The following is a 17,479-nucleotide window of genomic DNA, read 5'->3' on the forward strand; positions in this document are numbered from 1 at the left end:
GTCAAGCGGCTAAGACGGCGGCCTCTCACGCCGCAAACGGGAGTTCGATTCTCCCACGGGTCACCAAATTTCTTCAAGAAAGATGTTGACAGCAGGCTGATGGTATTACAAAGTGAGTTAGCGCGAAAGCGTTTCTCATATATATAAGGTTTCTTTTGAACAAGAGCGTGCGTAGCGCGCAGGTAAAGTTTTCTTTGCTTACTTTCTTGTTCACAAGAAAGTAAGTGCGTGATTATTGTGACGAGGGTACACCTGTTCCCATTCCGAACACAGTAGTTAAGCTCGTTTACGGTGACAATACTTGGCTGGTGACGGCCTGGGAAGATAACTCATCGCGCACACCGAACACCGACTCGAAAGAGTCGGTGTTTTGTTTTCGTTAAGAAGTCCTTGTTCACTGGAATTCACCTCTCCTTATATGATATAATGGTCCAAATTGTATTTTATCGCGAAGCAGGGGGTCGAGAATGAACAAAATTTTGAAAGAAAAAATCAGCGAGTCGGTGTCGTCTGTCCTGCCGATCACGATCATTGTACTGCTGCTCAGCGTGACGATCACACCGATGCCGGTCGGCACGATGGTGCTGTTTTTAACCGGTGCGGCGCTGCTCATCGTCGGCATGGCATTGTTTTCACTCGGCACGGACGTATCTATGACACCTATGGGCGAGGGCATCGGCGCACAGTTGCCGCGTACGAAAAATCTGTTCATCGTGATACTCATTACGTTCATCATCGGTGTGCTCATCACAATCGCGGAGCCGGATCTGCAGGTGCTGGCCGGTCAGGTGCCGTCCATTCCGAACAATGTGCTGATTTGGACGGTCGCGGTCGGTGTCGGTCTGTTTTTCGTGTTGGCTATGCTGCGTACGCTGTTTAAAATTCGTCTGTCGCTGCTGCTCATTGTGTTTTACGCGGTGGTGTTTATCCTGTCGGCTTTCGTGCCGAACGAGTTCGTTTCGGTGGCGTTTGACTCGGGTGGCGTGACCACCGGACCGGTCACCGTACCGTTCATCATGGCGCTCGGTGTCGGTTTAGCTTCCATCCGAGGTGATAGCGGCGCACAGGAGGACAGCTTTGGTCTGGTTGCGCTGTGCAGCATCGGGCCGGTGCTGGCGGTGCTGCTGCTTGGCATTTTCTATCCGACAAATGGTGCAGGCTACACGGCAGTGACCGTGCCGGACGTGGAGGACACTCGTCAGGCAGCGCACACATTTGTGGTGGAGCTGCCCGCGTACATACACGAGGTTTTGTCCGCACTGGTGCCAATCATCCTGTTCTGCGCGGTGTTTCAGCTGATTTTCCGCAGATTCCATGCCATGCAGCTTAGAAAAATCGGCGTGGGTTTTGTGTACACATTTACCGGTCTGTCGCTGTTTTTGACCGGTGTAAACGTCGGATTTATGCCCGTGGGCCATTATCTCGGACAGCAGCTGGCGCTGAGCGGACAGGAATGGGTGCTGGTGCCGCTTGGCATGCTCATCGGCTATTTTCTGGTAACTGCGGAGCCGGCTGTGCATGTGCTCAACCGGCAGGTCGAGTCCATCACAAACGGCGGCATCTCGCAGAGAGCGATGATGCTCAGCCTGTCCATCGGCGTGGCCTGCTCGGTCGGCATGGCTATGCTTCGCGTATTGACAGGCATTTCAATCTATTATATACTGGTGCCGGGCTATCTTGCCGCACTGGGACTGACTTTCTGCGTGCCGAAAATTTTCACCGGCATTGCATTTGACTCGGGTGGCGTTGCGTCCGGTCCGATGACGACCACATTCCTGCTGCCGTTTGCCATGGGCGCGTGTGAAGCGCTCGGCGGTAACGTGATGACTGATGCCTTCGGTATTGTAGCTATGGTAGCCATGACTCCGCTGCTTACCATTCAGGTGCTGGGTCTCATCTATAAAAAGAAACAGAACAGCGAGGATGCGTCCGATGTTTCCGCAGAGGATGAGGACAGCATCATCGTTTTGGAGGGAGCAGAGCATGAGTGAAAACCGACCGCAGATGACGGTTCAGAGCGCGGTAGAGGTCGTGGCGGCCGTTGTTGACGTGGAGCAGGGCGAAAAGGTGCTGCGTATCTATCGTGAGGAACAGGCGCCGGTGGACTTTGTGTGCATGGCACACGGCACGGCGCGCACGGAAATGCTCGACCTGCTCGGCATCGGTGAAACGGCAAAGGCCATTGTGATGTGTATGGTCAGCCGTCAGACCGGCGTTCGCCTGCTCAAAAGGCTCGGACGCGAGCTGGAGATGCGATATCCCGGACGCGGAATCGCGTTTGCCATTCCGATTACAGGCATTGGTCTGCGGTGGCACAAGCTGCTGACCGCTGCAGACGAGGAGCAAAAGGAGGTCAGCCGGATGCACGAGACAGAGAAGAACGACGGTTTTGACGTTGTAGCAGTTGTGATGGAGCGCGGCTATACCAACGTGGCGATGGATGCGGCGCGCAAGGCCGGTGCACGCGGCGGCACGGTCATTTCCGCGCGCGGCATTGCGGAAAATGAGGTCAAGCGGTTTTTCGGTATTGAAATTCAGGCTGAAAAGGAAATCGTGTTCCTCGTGGTGCGAAGCGATGAGAAACAGCAGATTATGACGGCGCTGATGCAGGCGGTCGGAATGAAGACCCGCAGTCATGGCATTGTGCTGTCAATGCCGCTTTCGGCAGCCATCGGACTGGCGGATTGATAATGGAAAATGGAGAATGGAAAATAAGCGTCTGACGTTTGCTTTCTGTTCTCCGTTTTTTATTGTGTTATTTGGCGGGAAACGGCGGGACACCATCCCGCTCTGCACAATTTATCCCGCAGGGGAGCACAGCGTGCTCTCCCGTAACACAAAAGAGAGGAACGCACCCTTCAATTTCCAATTTTCATCTTCACTCTGATAAAATAGTATGATATAATGAGGGCAGTAATTTTCGCAGGGAGAACCCCTGACAGGAGTAGATAACCATGATAAATGAGCACATGATGGATTTAGGCAGCCGCCGTTCGACGATCCGCGAGCTGTTCGAGTACGGGAACAGCCGTGCGGCGATCGTTGGCCGCGAGAACGTATTCGATTTCTCGATCGGCAACCCGAACGTACCCGCCCCGGAGGCCGTTCGTCAGGCGATTTACGCCGAAGCGGCAGGTGATCCGGTTGCACTGCACGGTTATACCTCGGCACAGGGCGCCGCAGACGTGCGAGGCGCACTGGCGGACAGCCTCAACAAGCGTTTCGGCACGGACTACACCGGCGACAGCCTGTACCTGACTGCAGGCGCGGCAGCCGCGCTCTCTTGTGCGTTCAAGGCGATCGTCTGCGAGGGTGACGAGATTATTGTGTTTGCGCCGTATTTCCCGGAATATAAAATGTTCATCGAAAGCGGTGCCGGTGCCAAGTGCGTCATTGTGCCGCCGTCTATCGCGGATTTTCAGATTGACTTCGGTGCTCTCGAACAGTGCCTGAATGAGCACACCAAGGCGGTCGTTGTTAACTCGCCGAACAATCCGTCCGGTGCAGTGTACTCCGAGCAGACCATCAAGCGCCTTGCCGACATACTGCGCGATAAGGAGAAGGAATACGGTCACCCGATTTACCTCATTTCGGACGAGCCGTATCGTGAGATCGTATATGATGGCGTGCAGGTGCCGTTCGTGCCGCATTTCTACGACGATACCATTATCTGCTACTCGTACTCCAAGTCGCTGTCGCTGCCGGGTGAGCGTATCGGCTATGTGCTCGTGCCGCCGGCAGCCGCCGACAGCAAGGCGCTGTACGCTGCGGTCTGCGGTGCCGGCCGCGCACTCGGTTATGTTTGTGCACCGAGTATGTTCCAGCGCGTAGCGGCACGCTGTGCCGACCAGACCAGCGATATTGCGGTCTACCAGACCAACCGCGACCTGCTCTTTAACGGTCTGACCTCGATGGGGTATCACTGTGTCAAGCCGGACGGCGCGTTTTATCTGTTCCCGCAGACGCTCGAGGCGGACGACCGCGCCTTCAGTGAACGCGCAAAGAAATATGACCTGCTGGTCGTTCCGGGTGCGGATTTCGGTGCCCCCGGTCATATGCGAATTTCTTACTGTGTGAAAACCGAGACCATCGAGCGTGCGTTGCCGCTGTTTGAACGACTGGCGAAGGAGTATCGCTGATTTATTATGTAAAGTTCACAAGTGGTTTCGGTTAATTATGTATAAGGTGTCAAGTTGCACTGTACAAACTACACAAAACAACGGAGGTTGAGCTGTGAGATATTCATAAAAATTTGCTCTTGTATTCTTTTCAGGGAAAGTGTATTATAATACCAGAGATCAGGAAAGGATCTCAAAAATACAATCACCGGAATCACTGAAAAGGAGTGCAAAGATTATGGGTATGAGAAGTTTCTTTAATGGACTGGTAAACGCTCGCATGGTAGAACTGGAAGGCGAACACATCAACGCTAAGAGCATGAACCGTACCAATCGTCGCGGCAAGTAATCGTCTGATTAAAAAAACATCACACGAGGAGCCGTAACCGCACATGACAACTGAAGACAGTAAGTGAAACCCTTCCGAGGATAACATTCGGAAGGGTTTTTCTTTTGATGAAGGCAACACCGCACAATTAAAGATGCGGCGCTTTACGGAAATTTTGTGTCCTGATGTCGTTCCGGCTTTACGGTAATACACAAAGTATTACCGCAAAACCGCGCCTAATCAGTACGCAAAATTTGCTCGTAAATCGCTCTTGTTCAATTATGCGGTATTGCCTTATCCGGTCGGATGCTCCTGCGCGAACTCGGTCTGGCGGCGGAAGAACGCGGCGCGTTCCTCGAGCGTGGACGGCCGGATGCTGTGTTTGCCGCAATCCGGACAGACGCGGGTTTCAGCGCTGCCGAAGAAGATAAAGTGGCAGCATTTGGTGTCGCAAGTGTAGATCATGGCTTCACCTCTCCTTTTTACTGAGGACAGTGTACCACAGAGAAAGTCCGATAAAACTCCCTTTCTTGCAGGAGAGCAGGGAAGTATGGTATACTGATAGCAGCAATCATAAAAATTTTTGTCTGGGAGTATCAAAATGGGGGAACAAAAACGCAGTCTGTTACGTCAATTATATTTACCGGCGATTTTATGCACCGCTCTCTGGGGTAGTGCGGCGCCGTGTGTCAAGCGCGGGTACGAGCTGTTCGCTGTTTCGGCTGACGCGCCGTTTTCGCAGCTGGTGTTTGCCGGCTGGCGGTTTGCGCTGGCGGGAATTCTTGTGCTGTTCGTGACCCGGCTGAAAGGGCACCGAATCGTGCCCAAACGGGACGAAATCAAGCCGATTCTGGCGATCAGCCTGTTTCAGAGCATGCTGCAGTATGTGTGCTACTACATCGGTCTGAGCGGTACGACCGGCACCAAAGGCTCGGTGCTCTCCGGTACGCAGACGTTTTTTGCGCTGCTGCTGGCGCATTGCCTGCTGCCGAATGACAAGCTCAACCGACGGAAAACGCTTGGCTGCATCTGCGGCTTTGCAGGCGTACTCGCGCTCGGACTGGGCGGACTGAACGGCTTCAACCTCACCGGTGACGGTCTGGTGCTGCTGAGCGCGGTCTCGGCGGGCGCGGGCGCGCTTGTTTCGCGCATTTACACGCCCGACCGTGATCCCATGCTGCTGACCGGCTGGCAGCTGCTCATCGGCGGCTGCTTCCTGCTGGGTGTCGGCACGATGGGAGGAGGCGCACTCGGTCGGGTGACGCTCGGCGGCGTGCTGCTGCTTGGCTACATGATCGTGCTGTCTGCGGCAGCGTTTACCATCTGGACGGCGCTTTTGGGTAAATTTCCGGTCGGAAAGGTCAGTCTGTTCGGCTTCCTGATTCCGGTGTTCGGCACGCTGTTCTCCGCGCTCGTACTCGGCGAGAATATCTTCACCGCACGCAATCTGGCGGCGCTCGTGCTGGTCAGCGGAGGTATTGCGGTCGCAAACTCTGCAAGTACGAAAAAATAACACCGCAGACGGAATTGCGGTGCATAAAGGGTTAATCTATGGTATTTAGTTCTGCAATTTCGTTGTTTTTCTTTGTGCCGATCGTGTTTCTGCTCGATCGCAGGCTGTCGAACGTCGATGCGAAAAACACCTGGCTGCTCCTCGCAAGTCTGGTGTTCTACTCGTTCGGACAGGTGTATTACCTGCCGCTGCTGCTGCTCTCAGTGGCGCTTAACTACGTTTGCGGACGGCTGGCCGCAGGAAAGTACGCCAAACTCGGTGTCACACTCGCGGTCATCGGCGGGATAGGGCTGCTCGCCGTGTTCAAGTACGCGGATTTCGCTATCCGCACAGTGAACGCACTGTGCGGGCTGCACCTGCCGCTGACCGGCATTGCGCTGCCCATCGGTATCTCGTTCTTCACCTTCCAAGGGTTAAGCTACGTTATTGACGTGTACCGTGAGCCACAAACGGTCTCTCACTCGTTCAAGAAGGTGCTGCTGTACATCGCGTTTTTCCCGCAGCTGATCGCCGGACCGATCGTCAAATACCACGATATCGAGCAGGAGATCGACAGCCGCCGCACCACTCCGCAGGAGACCGCACTCGGCATCCGCCGGTTTATCTGCGGTCTGAGCAAAAAGCTGCTGCTGTCGAACGCGCTCGGTCAGATGGCGGATACGGTGTTCGCGCTGCCTGCCGGAGAGATCGGCATGCTGGCAGGATGGACGGGCGCCATTTGCTACACGCTGCAGATCTACTTCGATTTTTCCGGCTACAGCGATATGGCCATCGGTCTCGGACGCATGTTTGGCTTCCATTTCCGCGAAAACTTCAATTATCCGTACACCGCGACCACCATCAAGGAGTTCTGGCGCCGCTGGCACATTTCGCTGTCCGGCTGGTTCCGCGACTATCTGTATATTCCGCTCGGCGGCAACCGAAAGGGGAATGCGCGGACGTGGCTCAACCGGTTTCTCGTATTTTTCGCAACCGGTCTGTGGCACGGCGCGAGCTGGACGTTCGTCCTCTGGGGACTGTGGCACGGCTTGTTTTCCGTGCTTGAGGACTGCGGCGCGATTCCGGTAGACAAGCTCAAGGGCAAGCGCATCGGACAGCTGTATACGCTGCTCGTGGTCGTGCTCGGCTTTACGCTGTTCCGCGCGGACACGCTGGCGCAGGCGGGTGCCATGTATGCCGCGATGTTCTCCGGCGTGGGTCTGCACTGGCTGGGCACGGCGGCTGTCTGGGCAAAATTTACGCCTGCGTTTGCACTGACCCTGTGCCTTGCACTGCTCCTGTGTACGTCTGTGGCCCGTGAGCATACACCGAAACGTGAGAGTGTGACGTTCATCGGCTCTCTGGGTTTGCTGCTGCTGTGCATGATGTACCTTGCGGCAGGCTCGTTTAATCCGTTCATTTACTTCCGATTTTGAGGTGAAATATGAAATATAAATGGTTTACAGCGGCGTTTTTGTCGCTGTGCCTGATTCCGGCGGCGGGTATGCTCGTGCTGCCCGAGCAGCAGGCGGCAGGCAATGAGCATCTCACGCCCAAGCCGAGCCTGTGGAACGCGCAGACCGGCTGGAACGCAGACTTTCTCGGCGACCTGACTGATTATGTTGCCGACCATTTCGGCTTCCGGCAGGAGCTTGTCACCGCGAATGCCGCGTTGCAGACCGGGCTGCTGTGCACCTCGCCTGCTGAGGACGTCATTTACGGTACGGACGGCTGGCTGTACTACGCGAAAACGCTCGATGATTATCAGAATCACGCAACGCTGACCGAGAGTGAGGCGCAGCAGCTGGCGCAGACGGTAAAATCCATGCAGGACTACTGCGAAAGCCGCGGCGCGCGCTTTCTGTTCACGATTGCGCCGAATAAAAGCTCGCTTTACCCGGAGCACATGCCTGCGCGCTACCTGACCGAGGATGCGGACGGCAACTACGAGCGCGTGCTGCCGTATCTCGAGCAGGAGGGCGTGAACTATGCCGACCTGTTCTCCGTGTTCCGCGCACACGCAAACGTGCTGTATTATAAGACCGACTCGCACTGGACGAACCGCGGCGCGGCGCTCGCACACGATTATCTGATGAACACGCTCGGTCTGCCGCATACATCGTTCACGGATGAGGAATATACGACCGAGCGGAGCCACAGCGGCGATCTTTACCAAATGCTGTACCCAAAAGGCACGCAAAAGGAGGAAACGCAGGTGTATCAGACCTCGTTTTCGTATGTAAACCCGCCGCGCTCGGACGAGGATATCCTCATGCAGACCACACAGGAGAATGCGCCGAACGGCCGCCTGCTGCTGTGCCGCGATTCGTTCGGCAATGCGCTGCATCCGTTTCTTGCGGAGGATTTCCGTGAGGCGATCATCACCCGGCAGATGCCGTATCCGCTGGAGCAGGTGCAGGAGGGCGATACGGTCATCATCGAGATTGTCGAGCGAAATCTGCCGAATATACTAAAATATTCACCGGATTTGGGGAACAAAACCGAACCGTAATCCGTCTAATCAGTATCCGCAGGAGAAATAAACAATATGGAGGAAATTTTATGAAAAAGCTGACAGCCATGCTGCTGGCACTAACGCTCTGCTTTGGTCTTGCTGCGTGCGGCGGCAACACCGCACAGGACGATACCAAGGACGAGAGCCAGACCGTCCAGACCGGCAAAACCGAGGATAAGAAGGACGAAGCGAAGACCGAGGAGAAATCCGACGAGACCAAGACCGAGGACGCAAAGACCGAGACTAAGACTGACGATAAGACCTCGACCGACAGCAAAACCGAGGATAAAACCAACGAAACCAAGCCGGTGACGAGCAGCACGAACACCACGACCGCAAAGCCGTCTGCCCCGGCGAGCACGAGCAAGCCGTCTGCCTCGACGAGCAAACCGGCGGCATCCGCTCCGGCAGGCAAGCCGGCACAGAGCAAGCCTGCGGCAAGCGCTCCGGCTGAGACCAAACCTGCAGAACCGGCGAAGCCGACTGCCTCTCAGGCGAGCGGGTACGTCGGCTCGTCCGCATCCGCACTCGAGAGCGCACTCGGCGCACCGACATCCAAGAGCTATTCGCCGAGCTGCATGGGCGAAGGTGAGGACGGCATCTGGACGTATGACGGGTTTACCGTTTATACCTATAAAGAGGGCGGTTCGGAGACTGTCGAAGCGGTTCAATAAATTAGCAGTTAGTAATCGACGATACGGTTTTATGTTTCACAGGGGAGGCCAGTGGCCTCCCTTTTTCGCGTTCTGCAGAGGTAAAATAAAAGGGCAGACCGGTGGTCTGCCCTATGGGAGATAAAATTCCCAATTACTGATTCATCAGAGAATGCGTCGCTGCGGTTTATTCGCTACCTGCTTCACGGCCTTGCACGGCACGCCGATGGCAAGCATACCTGCCGGTATATCCTCCGTCACAACGCTGCCTGCGCCGATGACGGCGTTATCACCGATGGTGACGCCCGGGCAAATCTGCACGCCCATGCCAATCCAGACGTTATTGCCGATGGTGACCGGCTTGGCATATTCCAGTCCGGCGTTGCGCTGTGCAACATCGAACGGATGGCCTGCGGTCGAGATACAGCAGTTCGGGCCGATGAACACATGGTCGCCGATGGTGACCGGCGCCGCGTCCAGAATCACAAGGTTATGGTTGGCATAAAATGCACGGCCGACACGCGTATGGCTGCCGTAATCGACAAAAAACGGCGGCTCAATGACGATATCGGGCACACAGGCACCTAAAATGGTATGCAGAAGGGCGTTTTTCTCCTCCTTCTGGGAGGAACGGAGTGCGTTGTAATCCATGCACAGATCGCTGGTCTGCGCACGCGCTTCAAGCAGTGCGGGGTCGCTGTTGGCGTCGTACAGCAGGCCGGAAGCGGCTTTTTCAAGTTCGGTCATCGTCAGGGTTCCTCCTTAATTCTGGTGGCGTACCAGTTCATAATCATCGCCGGAGCGGTAGTACGGACAGCTTTTGCCGGTCTGCATCAGGCGGTAAAATTCGTCCTCATCCAGATAGGCTTCGCATACATATTCATCCATTTCATCATCGTAGACGTTGTAGGCGCAGTCGTCACAGGTTCCGGTCATCGGTCAGCGCTCCTTTCCATTTGGTCAATTGCGGACTGCAGAATAGCCTCGGGGTCGTTGCCGCAGATGTCGAGACACTCCGCATAGATAAGGCGGGTCTCGCGGATACCGAAGTATTCTTTGGCCATAGCGGTCAGATAATCGAAGCTGAACCGCGGGTCGTACGCGCCGCCTGCGGTGGTGATGTAGGTCAGACTGCGGGCGCGGCACAGGCCGCACGACTGTCCGTGGTCGTTGTAGGCGCTGACAATGCCGGGGACATAAATGTTCTCGATGTAGGTTTTCAGCTGTGCCGGAAAGCCCAGATCCCAGTAGGGAGCGGCAATGATGATATCGTCGGCATCGGCGAACTGGTGGGCATAATCGAACATCGGGTCGTGCCATTTGCCGCCGGCAATGAGCGATTCGCGGTGAGCAAGCCGTTTACGGTCGAGCGGGACGAGCGGCTGATCGTATACGTTCAGCTCGGTGACGTCGCTTATGTGTGCGAGATAGGCGCGCGCCAGCCGTTCCGTCCGCGACTCTTCCCGCGGACAGGCGTTGATGTAGAGTGTCATGGTATCCTTCCTTCTTCTTGTTCCTAACTATATAGTATAGCAGAAAAATGAGGAATTAGGAATGAGAAATTATTGTGAGGATGAATTGTTTACCCTGGGGTGCTCCGGTCGCGCTGCGGGCGAACAATGTTCGCCCCTACGGTAAAGATATAACAAATAGATTAGTGTATGTTAGCGTATGTTAGTGTGGGTAACAGGTTGTATATATGTAATAATCTGTATATCAACATACACTAACATACGGTAAGTTTTTTATAGAGCAGTGCACTGCACGCCTGTATCAAACGACATGCAGAGATAAAACGAAAGGGCAGACCAATGGTCTGCCCTTTCGGAAGGTTATCGCTAATCTTTAATTACTAACTACTGATTATTCCGCCCAGTACTTCGCAACATGTGCCTTGGTAACCTCAGCGGCCTTCTTGATATTCTCCTCGTTAGACAGCTTGTAGTAGTCCGGACGGAACACCTCCATGGTGCAAACGTCGCCTTCAAAGCCGATCTTCTTGAGGGTATCTGCGTAACGCTTGTGATCCAGGCAGTCACCCGGCTCGCCCGGCCACAGGCGCTTCTCGTCGTTGTTGTAAGCAGCGCCGCACGGCATATTCTCCATGCCGTTCAGGTGCCATACGAAAATCTTCTTGCCGTCAGCCTTCTCGAGAGCCTCGAAAGAAGAAGCCATTGCATGGAAGTGGTACTGATCGAGGGTGATGCCGACGAGCGGATGATCTACCTCGGTAACGATGTCGTAAGCGTACTCGAAACGGTTGATGGACATGGTCGGGCAACCGCAGAACTCGATGGACAGCTTGATGCCGTGCGGCTCAACCTTCTTTACCATCTCCTTGAGAACAGCAACAGCGTCCTCGCGGATCTCGTCAACGGTAGCCGGAACGGTCAGATCCATGGACGGAACGACAACGATCATCTTGCAGCCCAGCTTGTTGCAGTCTGCGATGATCTGATCCAGCTTTGCCATAACGGCGTCCTTCTCCTCCTGGGTCTGCTTCATGTTGAAGAAGATCAGGGCGTTGTAGGACAGCATCTTCAGGTGATGCTTCGGGTCAGCGAACCATGCGCCGAGATCATCGATGGTGTACTTGCCGGCAGCGATCTCGCGGTCGAGGCACTCGGACTGGATGTCGATGTAGTCAAAGCCGTACTTCTCGCACAGGTCGAGGTCTTCGAGTACGGAGTGGTTTTCGCAGAAACGGTTGCAGCCTTCGTTAAAACCGATTTTCATAGCAGTAACTCCTTTTAACGTATCAATTTCGCGTTGTAAAACGCGGTATAGTGGTTAAGGTGATATGCAAGGGCAGTAAAGCAGGAAGCTCTGCTACCCTTGCGAGTGAGTAGCAATGAATAGAAAATGTGAGATGGATTACTTCTTGTAGAAGTCCGGGGTGCCGCCGGTAACAACCTTCTCCGGCACACCGGAGGTCTGGGACTTAACCAGAGCGTCAGCGGTGATGGAAGCAACGTAGCCGTCCCATGCGGAGGAGCCGCCGGTCTCACCCTTGAGTGCGTGGTCAACCCAGTCCTGAATCTCAACGTCGTAGGAGTCGATGAAGCGCAGGATCCAGTTATCCTCGATCTTGGTGGAAACCTCGTTAGCGTAGCGAACGGTCGGGAAGGACGGGCACGGCAGGTTTACAACGCCGTTCTCACAAACGACCTCGCAGTTGATGTCGTAGCCGAAGCCGCAGTTTACGTTAACCTCGAGCATGTTGATGATGCCGCCCTTGGTCTTCATGATCATGATCTGCGGGTCCTTCAGCGCGTTCTTAACCTTGCTGTTGGTCTTCGGCATGATGCACTGCACCTCGTCCCACTCGTCGTTTACCAGCCACGGCAGAACGTCGATCTCGTGGATTGCGGTATCGGTAACAGCCATTGCGGTGGTGTAGTCGTCGGCAACGCCGTCTGCACGGTGGGTGCACTTGATTACCATCGGGGCACCGAACTTGCCGGAGTCGATCAGCTCCTTAACCTGACGGTAGCCGCGGTCGTAACGGCGCATGAAGCCAACCTGAACCAGGTGCTTGCCGCCGGCCATCTCGGCCTCAACGATCTCCTTGCCGTCAGCAGCGGTGTTTGCCAGCGGCTTCTCGGAGAATACCGGCTTGCCGGCCTTGATAGCTGCCAGAACCGGACCCTTGTGGAACTGACCCGGGGTGGTAACAACAACAGCGTTTACATCCGGATCGTTGATTGCTTCGTTGAAGTCGGTGTAAACCTTGGTGCCGGCACCGGCGATCTCAGCGCCCTTCTTTGCGCCTTCTTCGAATACGTCGCAGACTGCAACGACCTTTGCGTTGCGAATGCGGTTCTGGATACGCTCGATGTGTTCACGGCCGATCATGCCGCAGCCGATCAGTGCAATGTTCAGGTTTTCCATGATGAATTCCTCCTAAAATGTTGTGTAAAATGGGTGAAAAGGTGGTTTTTGAGAGAGGTCAGCGCAGATTGTTCTGCGTTTACTTTCGTGTTTACTGATGCACGCATCAGTCGGTACTCGGTGTGTGCATTCCTCATTTTTGAGGTCAGGTTGATTATACATCTGCGTTCACGAGAACGCAATAGGGAATTTTAAAATTTTCAAAAATATTTTACTACCCGGCGGCGAGGATCAAATTCACCGCCGGACAGCGAGGGATCTGCACCGAAAACGGTGCGAAAGGGGAAAGAAAAGGTGTGTGTTGTCTTAAAATCAGGCTGCGATGCCGAGGGGAGAGAACAGGATGTAAATGCCGAGTGCCAGAAGCAGGCCGATGATGGATACAATATGGCGGTACTTCCACGGGGTCAGGTCTACTGCGCCTACGTCGCGGATCTCGTACTCCTCAGCCGGATGATACTTGTTCAGATACCACATGATGAGCAGCTCGATCGGGAACAGAACAGCCATTGCGTACAGATAGTGGATCGGGTTGGAAGAGCCGGGATAGCACGGCTTGATGAGCAGGAACGCACCGTAGCATACAACATGGAACACGGTGATTACCTTCGGCATGTACTTCGGGATGCGCTTGAACATAAAGATGCCGAGGATGGTGCACAGTACCGGCAGGGAAACGAACTGGCTCATGGAGTTCAGGAACGTGGTGATGCCGCCAGCGTACATAACGAACGGAGAGATAACAATTGCGATGCAGCCTGCGATGGTGCCGTAGATCTTGCCGACCTTAACACACTTGGTGTCGGAAGCTTTCGGGTTGATGGACGAACGGTACAGGTCCAAGGTGAACATGGTGGATGCGGAGTTCAGTACCGAGTTAAAGGAGGACAGGATCGCGCCGAACATGACAGCGGCGAAGAAGCCCATTACCGGCTTCGGTACGATCTCAGCGATCAGAGCCGGGTAAGCAAAGTCGATAGCGGAGGAACCGGCAGCAGCCAGCTTGTCCTGAATGGACGGCAGGTAGAATGCGATGACGCCCGGGATTACGAGGTACAGAGGGCCAAGGCACTTGAGGAAGCCGCAGAAGATAGCGCCCTTCTGGCCTTCCTTCAGGCTCTTTGCTGCGAGGGAACGCTGTACAAAGGACTGGTTGGTGCACCACCAGTACAGGTTGTTGAAGAACATACCGGTGATGATCAGCGGCCACGGAACTTCCGGTTCCGGTGCATTCCATGCGTTGATGGCGTTCATTTTGGCCGGATCAGCCTCTACCATGTACTTGATGCCGTCCATGATGCCGTGGCCGCCGGTTGCAGCGGACAGAGCTGCGAAGCCGAGGAATGGGATCATCAGACCGCCGATGATAAGGCCGATGCCGTTGATGGTATCAGAAACCGCAACTGCCTTCAGGCCGCCGAAGATGGCGTAGCAGCCGCCGATGATGCCGATGATGAGGCACAGGATGGCAACAGCCATGAACTTGCTGGTGCCGAGGATGCCGGAGATGTCGAAGATCTGCTCGAAAACGACTGCACCGGAGTACAGGATGACCGGCAGGTTGAGGATGGAGTACATAACAACGATTACCAGCGAGAACATTGTCTTGGTGCCCTTGCCGTAGCGCTCCTCCATCAGGGACGGGATGGTCATGGCGCCCATTTTCAGGTACTTCGGCAGGAAGTAGTACGCCAGAACCAGCAGGGTGAACATCGAGCCGACCTCCCATGCGATCGGGCCCATGTTGGTCTTCCAGCTCTGGCCGTTCAGACCGACGAGCTGTTCAGCGGAAAGGTTGGTCAGCAGCAGAGAACCGGCGATGACTACGCCCGGCAGGCCGCGGCCTGCGAGGAAATAACCCTCAGCGGTGTCGAGCTGCTCGTCGCGGGTCTTCCATGCGGAAATGACTGCAACGAGGACTGTGAACAACAGGAACGAGATTCCTGTCCATGCGAGTGATGAGAAGAATGTCATTGATATACCCCCATATCGTTCTCTTGTCGTGTGCATCCGTAACACTCCCAAAGGGATGCACGCGAGCTGTGGTTGGCAAGAAGCCTTTTTCAGCAGGCTTCTGGCGTTCTCGTGAACGCGCATCTTCAAAAATAATTCCCCGATAAAACATAGCATATTTTGAGAAATGCTGTGAATGTTTTGCAAGGGGATTTATTTCGTTGTCCATAGATTATCATGTTATTTGGGATATTTCAAGCCTTAAATGTGAGATTTATTTTGATTTGGCAAACAGTACAAAATTAAGATTGCCTTTTTGTATGAATAGCCACTGAATCATTCGCATGTGCGTGCAAAGCGTGCAATCTAATGGGCATTTTGCATAAAAACAGAGGGGGATATTGGGCAATTGCCGTGACGGTCAAGAAAAAAGCAAATTCATAGGAAAAAACACGCAAAAAAACAGTTGCAAGTTGCGTGCATTGTGTTATACTATACACAGAAAAAACGAGTGGGCAATACTCACTATATAGTAAGGAGGAAAAAGCATGGCTGTAACCGCACAGCAGATTGCGGAGCTGGCAGGTGTATCCCGCGGTACGGTAGATCGTGCGCTGCACAATCGAGGGCGTGTAAATCCCGAAGTAGCGGCTAAGATTCACAAAATTGCAGCAGAATTAGGGTATAAACCGAATCTGATCGGACAGGCACTGGTCAAATCCCGTCGGGAGTTCAAGCTGGGTGCGATTCTGCAGTCCACCGAGACGCCGACGATGCAGATCGTGCGTGCAGGCGTGCAGCGCGCCGCAGAGGAGCTTGCCGCCTCGGGCGTGGAACTGATCATGCGCGAAAACCGCGGTCTGGATACCGAAATGGTGCTCGAACACATTGAAGAGCTGGTTTCACAGGGCGTGCAGGGACTGGCTATCGCGCCGAACAACTCGCCGGAGATTCGCCAGTGCATTGATGAACTGTACGAACAGGGCATTCCGGTCATCACACTCAACTCGGATGCACCGGGCAGCAGGCGTCTTGCGTTCATCGGTATGGACAACTACCGCGCCGGACAGACCGCCGCAGGCTTGCTTCGGCTGATGCTGCCCGAGGGCGGCAAGGTGCTTCCGCTGGCGGGACACTTGAATAATACCGCACATAATAACCGTTTAAACGGATTTATGGATACGATTAACGGTGAAACAGGAAACGAAATTGAACTGTTAGCGTTTCAGCCGTGTTTCGACCGGGACGACTATGCCCACGAGATTACGCAGCACGCATTGCGTGCAAATCCTGACCTGACCGGGATTTACGTTGCGTCCAACGGACAGGTCGGTGCGTGCGCAGCCGTAGAGGAAGAAGGCCGAAAGGGCAAGGTCAAGGTCGTTGCATTCGACCTCAACCCGATGAATATGGAGCTGCTCCAGTCGGACAGCTTGAGTTTCGTGCTCGATCAGAAGGCATTCGAGCAGGGCTACCGGCCGCCGTTCCTGCTGTTTGATTACCTGCAGAACAAAAAAGCACCGGAAAAAGAACTGCTTTATACGGATATTGCAATCAAAACCAAGTTTAACAGCGATAAACCTGTGGGAATGGAATAAGAAAGAACCGCACATTGTGCGGTTCTTTTTAATGGAAAATTGAGAATGGAAAATGAATACGGTGATTTACTCTAAAGTGTGATTTAATGTTGTGCAAACGACCGTAAATCCGCTGGATTTCAGTGCTTCTGTGAATCTTTTCGCTATTTCTGGGGATATAGTCTCCGCCTGATTGAGCACAACGATATCCGCTAAGTGTTCTGCAATAATGCCTTGCGCGGCCAGCTCCGGCGTGACAATATCGCTCATGTGTGCACCAGTGCGTGCACAGAACAGTTCCGGCCGGTGTACGGCTTGTTTGACCGGCTTTCCGAACCCGGATGCGCCCACGACGCACACGGTTTTGCATGTATTCTCAGGTATGACCGGCTCATGCGAGGCGTGTGCCTTGAGCGGCAGCCGCTTGGAGCCGTCGGCCTCCACAATCACATAGTCAGCGGCGTCCGCGAGCACGGAAAAGGGAAGTGCCGGCGCGGTCAGCTTGCCCTCAGCGGCAGGCGTGCCCATGCAGATCACGCGGTGAAGCGCAAGTGCGCGGCGGACCTGTTCGATGTCATCCGTCACCAACAGGGGAATGCCCGCAAACGGCAAAATGTGCGTGGAAGTCGTCAAAATCACCGTTCCGGATAATTCTTCGGCCAGTATACGCAGTAAAGTTGTTTTTCCGCCGCTGCCGATCACGGCGGTTATGCCTTTTATCATGTGTAATTGTTCACATATTTTCATAAATCCACCTAATACAGCCATGTTTACCGTAGGGCGGGACACTCCAGAGTGGTCTCTCTTGCGGCTATGCCGCCATTCACCTCCTGAGGTCACCCCGCCCTGCAACTATGCTTTTATAATAGTATTATATCATGTCTGCCACATAGAAAAAATATTGACTTCACTCGACCGATACGCTATAATCAACGGTGGCAATCGTTATAGT

At 54.3% G+C, this 17,479-nt stretch carries 16 protein-coding genes and 1 rRNA gene; 9 read left to right on the forward strand and 8 right to left on the reverse strand.

All coding sequences use genetic code 11. The annotated features are described in order from the left end of the window. Positions 1-224: 224 nt before the first annotated feature. The 4 genes from rrf (at position 225) to C7386_RS10945 (ending at position 4,139) form a co-directional block, all read left to right on the forward strand. Positions 225-341 (forward strand): 5S ribosomal RNA (gene rrf / locus C7386_RS10930). Between the two features lie 126 nt (positions 342-467). Next, positions 468-1,991 carry a DUF1538 domain-containing protein gene (locus tag C7386_RS10935; RefSeq protein WP_116705550.1) on the forward strand — a complete coding sequence of 508 codons (1,524 nt, stop codon included), beginning with the start codon at positions 468-470 and terminating at the stop codon, positions 1,989-1,991. After that, positions 1,984-2,688, forward strand: coding sequence for a hypothetical protein (locus tag C7386_RS10940; protein WP_116705551.1), 705 nt, complete (start codon positions 1,984-1,986; stop codon positions 2,686-2,688). The genes C7386_RS10935 and C7386_RS10940 overlap by 8 nt, the downstream gene beginning before the upstream one ends. 266 nt (positions 2,689-2,954) lie before the next feature. Then, a complete protein-coding gene (locus C7386_RS10945) occupies positions 2,955-4,139 on the forward strand; it encodes a pyridoxal phosphate-dependent aminotransferase (RefSeq protein WP_116705552.1) in 1,185 nt (394 codons plus the stop codon). Between the two features lie 601 nt (positions 4,140-4,740). Here the strand turns inward: C7386_RS10945 and C7386_RS13495 are convergent. Beyond that, the gene (locus C7386_RS13495; protein ID WP_158578383.1) at positions 4,741-4,911 is read right to left on the reverse strand and encodes a hypothetical protein; all 171 of its coding nucleotides are present in this window, start codon (positions 4,909-4,911) and stop codon (positions 4,741-4,743) included. Between the two features lie 136 nt (positions 4,912-5,047). On the opposite strand from C7386_RS13495, the gene C7386_RS10950 reads away from it, so the two are divergent. The 4 genes from C7386_RS10950 to C7386_RS10965 all read left to right on the forward strand — a co-directional run bounded on the left by C7386_RS10950 (position 5,048) and on the right by C7386_RS10965 (position 9,127). After that, positions 5,048-5,959, forward strand: a complete 912-nt coding sequence (locus tag C7386_RS10950) for a DMT family transporter (protein WP_116705553.1) — start codon at positions 5,048-5,050, stop codon at positions 5,957-5,959. A gap of 74 nt (positions 5,960-6,033) precedes the next feature. After that, positions 6,034-7,374, forward strand: coding sequence for an MBOAT family O-acyltransferase (locus tag C7386_RS10955; RefSeq protein ID WP_318261297.1), 1,341 nt, complete (start codon positions 6,034-6,036; stop codon positions 7,372-7,374). Positions 7,375-7,382: 8 nt separating this feature from the next. After that, entirely contained in the window at positions 7,383-8,450 is a 1,068-nt protein-coding gene (locus C7386_RS10960) for an alginate O-acetyltransferase AlgX-related protein (RefSeq protein WP_116705555.1), read from the forward strand. Positions 8,451-8,500: 50 nt separating this feature from the next. Then, positions 8,501-9,127 carry a hypothetical protein gene (locus C7386_RS10965; protein ID WP_116705556.1) on the forward strand — a complete coding sequence of 209 codons (627 nt, stop codon included), beginning with the start codon at positions 8,501-8,503 and terminating at the stop codon, positions 9,125-9,127. Between the two features lie 144 nt (positions 9,128-9,271). On the opposite strand, the gene C7386_RS10970 is transcribed toward C7386_RS10965, so the two are convergent. The 6 genes from C7386_RS10970 to C7386_RS10990 form a co-directional block, all read right to left on the reverse strand. Continuing rightward, the gene (locus C7386_RS10970) at positions 9,272-9,853 is read right to left on the reverse strand and encodes a sugar O-acetyltransferase (RefSeq protein WP_116705557.1); all 582 of its coding nucleotides are present in this window, start codon (positions 9,851-9,853) and stop codon (positions 9,272-9,274) included. Between the two features lie 15 nt (positions 9,854-9,868). Further along, a complete protein-coding gene (locus C7386_RS13500; RefSeq protein ID WP_165815537.1) occupies positions 9,869-10,042 on the reverse strand; it encodes a DUF6472 family protein in 174 nt (57 codons plus the stop codon). Then, positions 10,039-10,599, reverse strand: coding sequence for an NAD(P)H-dependent oxidoreductase (locus C7386_RS10975; RefSeq protein ID WP_116705558.1), 561 nt, complete (start codon positions 10,597-10,599; stop codon positions 10,039-10,041). The genes C7386_RS13500 and C7386_RS10975 overlap by 4 nt, the downstream gene beginning before the upstream one ends. Positions 10,600-10,969: 370 nt before the next feature. Next, complete coding sequence (locus C7386_RS10980; protein WP_110436616.1) at positions 10,970-11,842, reverse strand: sugar phosphate isomerase/epimerase family protein; 873 nt, start codon at positions 11,840-11,842, stop codon at positions 10,970-10,972. A 138-nt stretch (positions 11,843-11,980) separates the two neighbouring features. After that, complete coding sequence (locus C7386_RS10985; protein ID WP_110436617.1) at positions 11,981-12,997, reverse strand: Gfo/Idh/MocA family protein; 1,017 nt, start codon at positions 12,995-12,997, stop codon at positions 11,981-11,983. A 312-nt stretch (positions 12,998-13,309) separates the two neighbouring features. Next, positions 13,310-14,971, reverse strand: a complete 1,662-nt coding sequence (locus C7386_RS10990; protein WP_110436618.1) for a solute:sodium symporter family transporter — start codon at positions 14,969-14,971, stop codon at positions 13,310-13,312. A gap of 527 nt (positions 14,972-15,498) precedes the next feature. On the opposite strand from C7386_RS10990, the gene C7386_RS10995 reads away from it, so the two are divergent. Then, positions 15,499-16,548 (forward strand): LacI family DNA-binding transcriptional regulator, encoded by a 1,050-nt coding sequence (locus tag C7386_RS10995; protein WP_116705559.1) that lies wholly within the window; start codon positions 15,499-15,501, stop codon positions 16,546-16,548. Positions 16,549-16,614: 66 nt separating this feature from the next. Here the strand turns inward: C7386_RS10995 and yqeC are convergent, their stop codons facing one another. Further along, the gene (yqeC, locus tag C7386_RS11000; protein WP_318261298.1) at positions 16,615-17,250 is read right to left on the reverse strand and encodes a selenium cofactor biosynthesis protein YqeC; all 636 of its coding nucleotides are present in this window, start codon (positions 17,248-17,250) and stop codon (positions 16,615-16,617) included. Between the last annotated feature and the right edge of the window lie 229 nt (positions 17,251-17,479).

It is taken from the genome of Agathobaculum butyriciproducens (genome assembly GCA_003096535.1).
Taxonomy (GTDB): domain Bacteria; phylum Bacillota; class Clostridia; order Oscillospirales; family Butyricicoccaceae; genus Agathobaculum; species Agathobaculum butyriciproducens.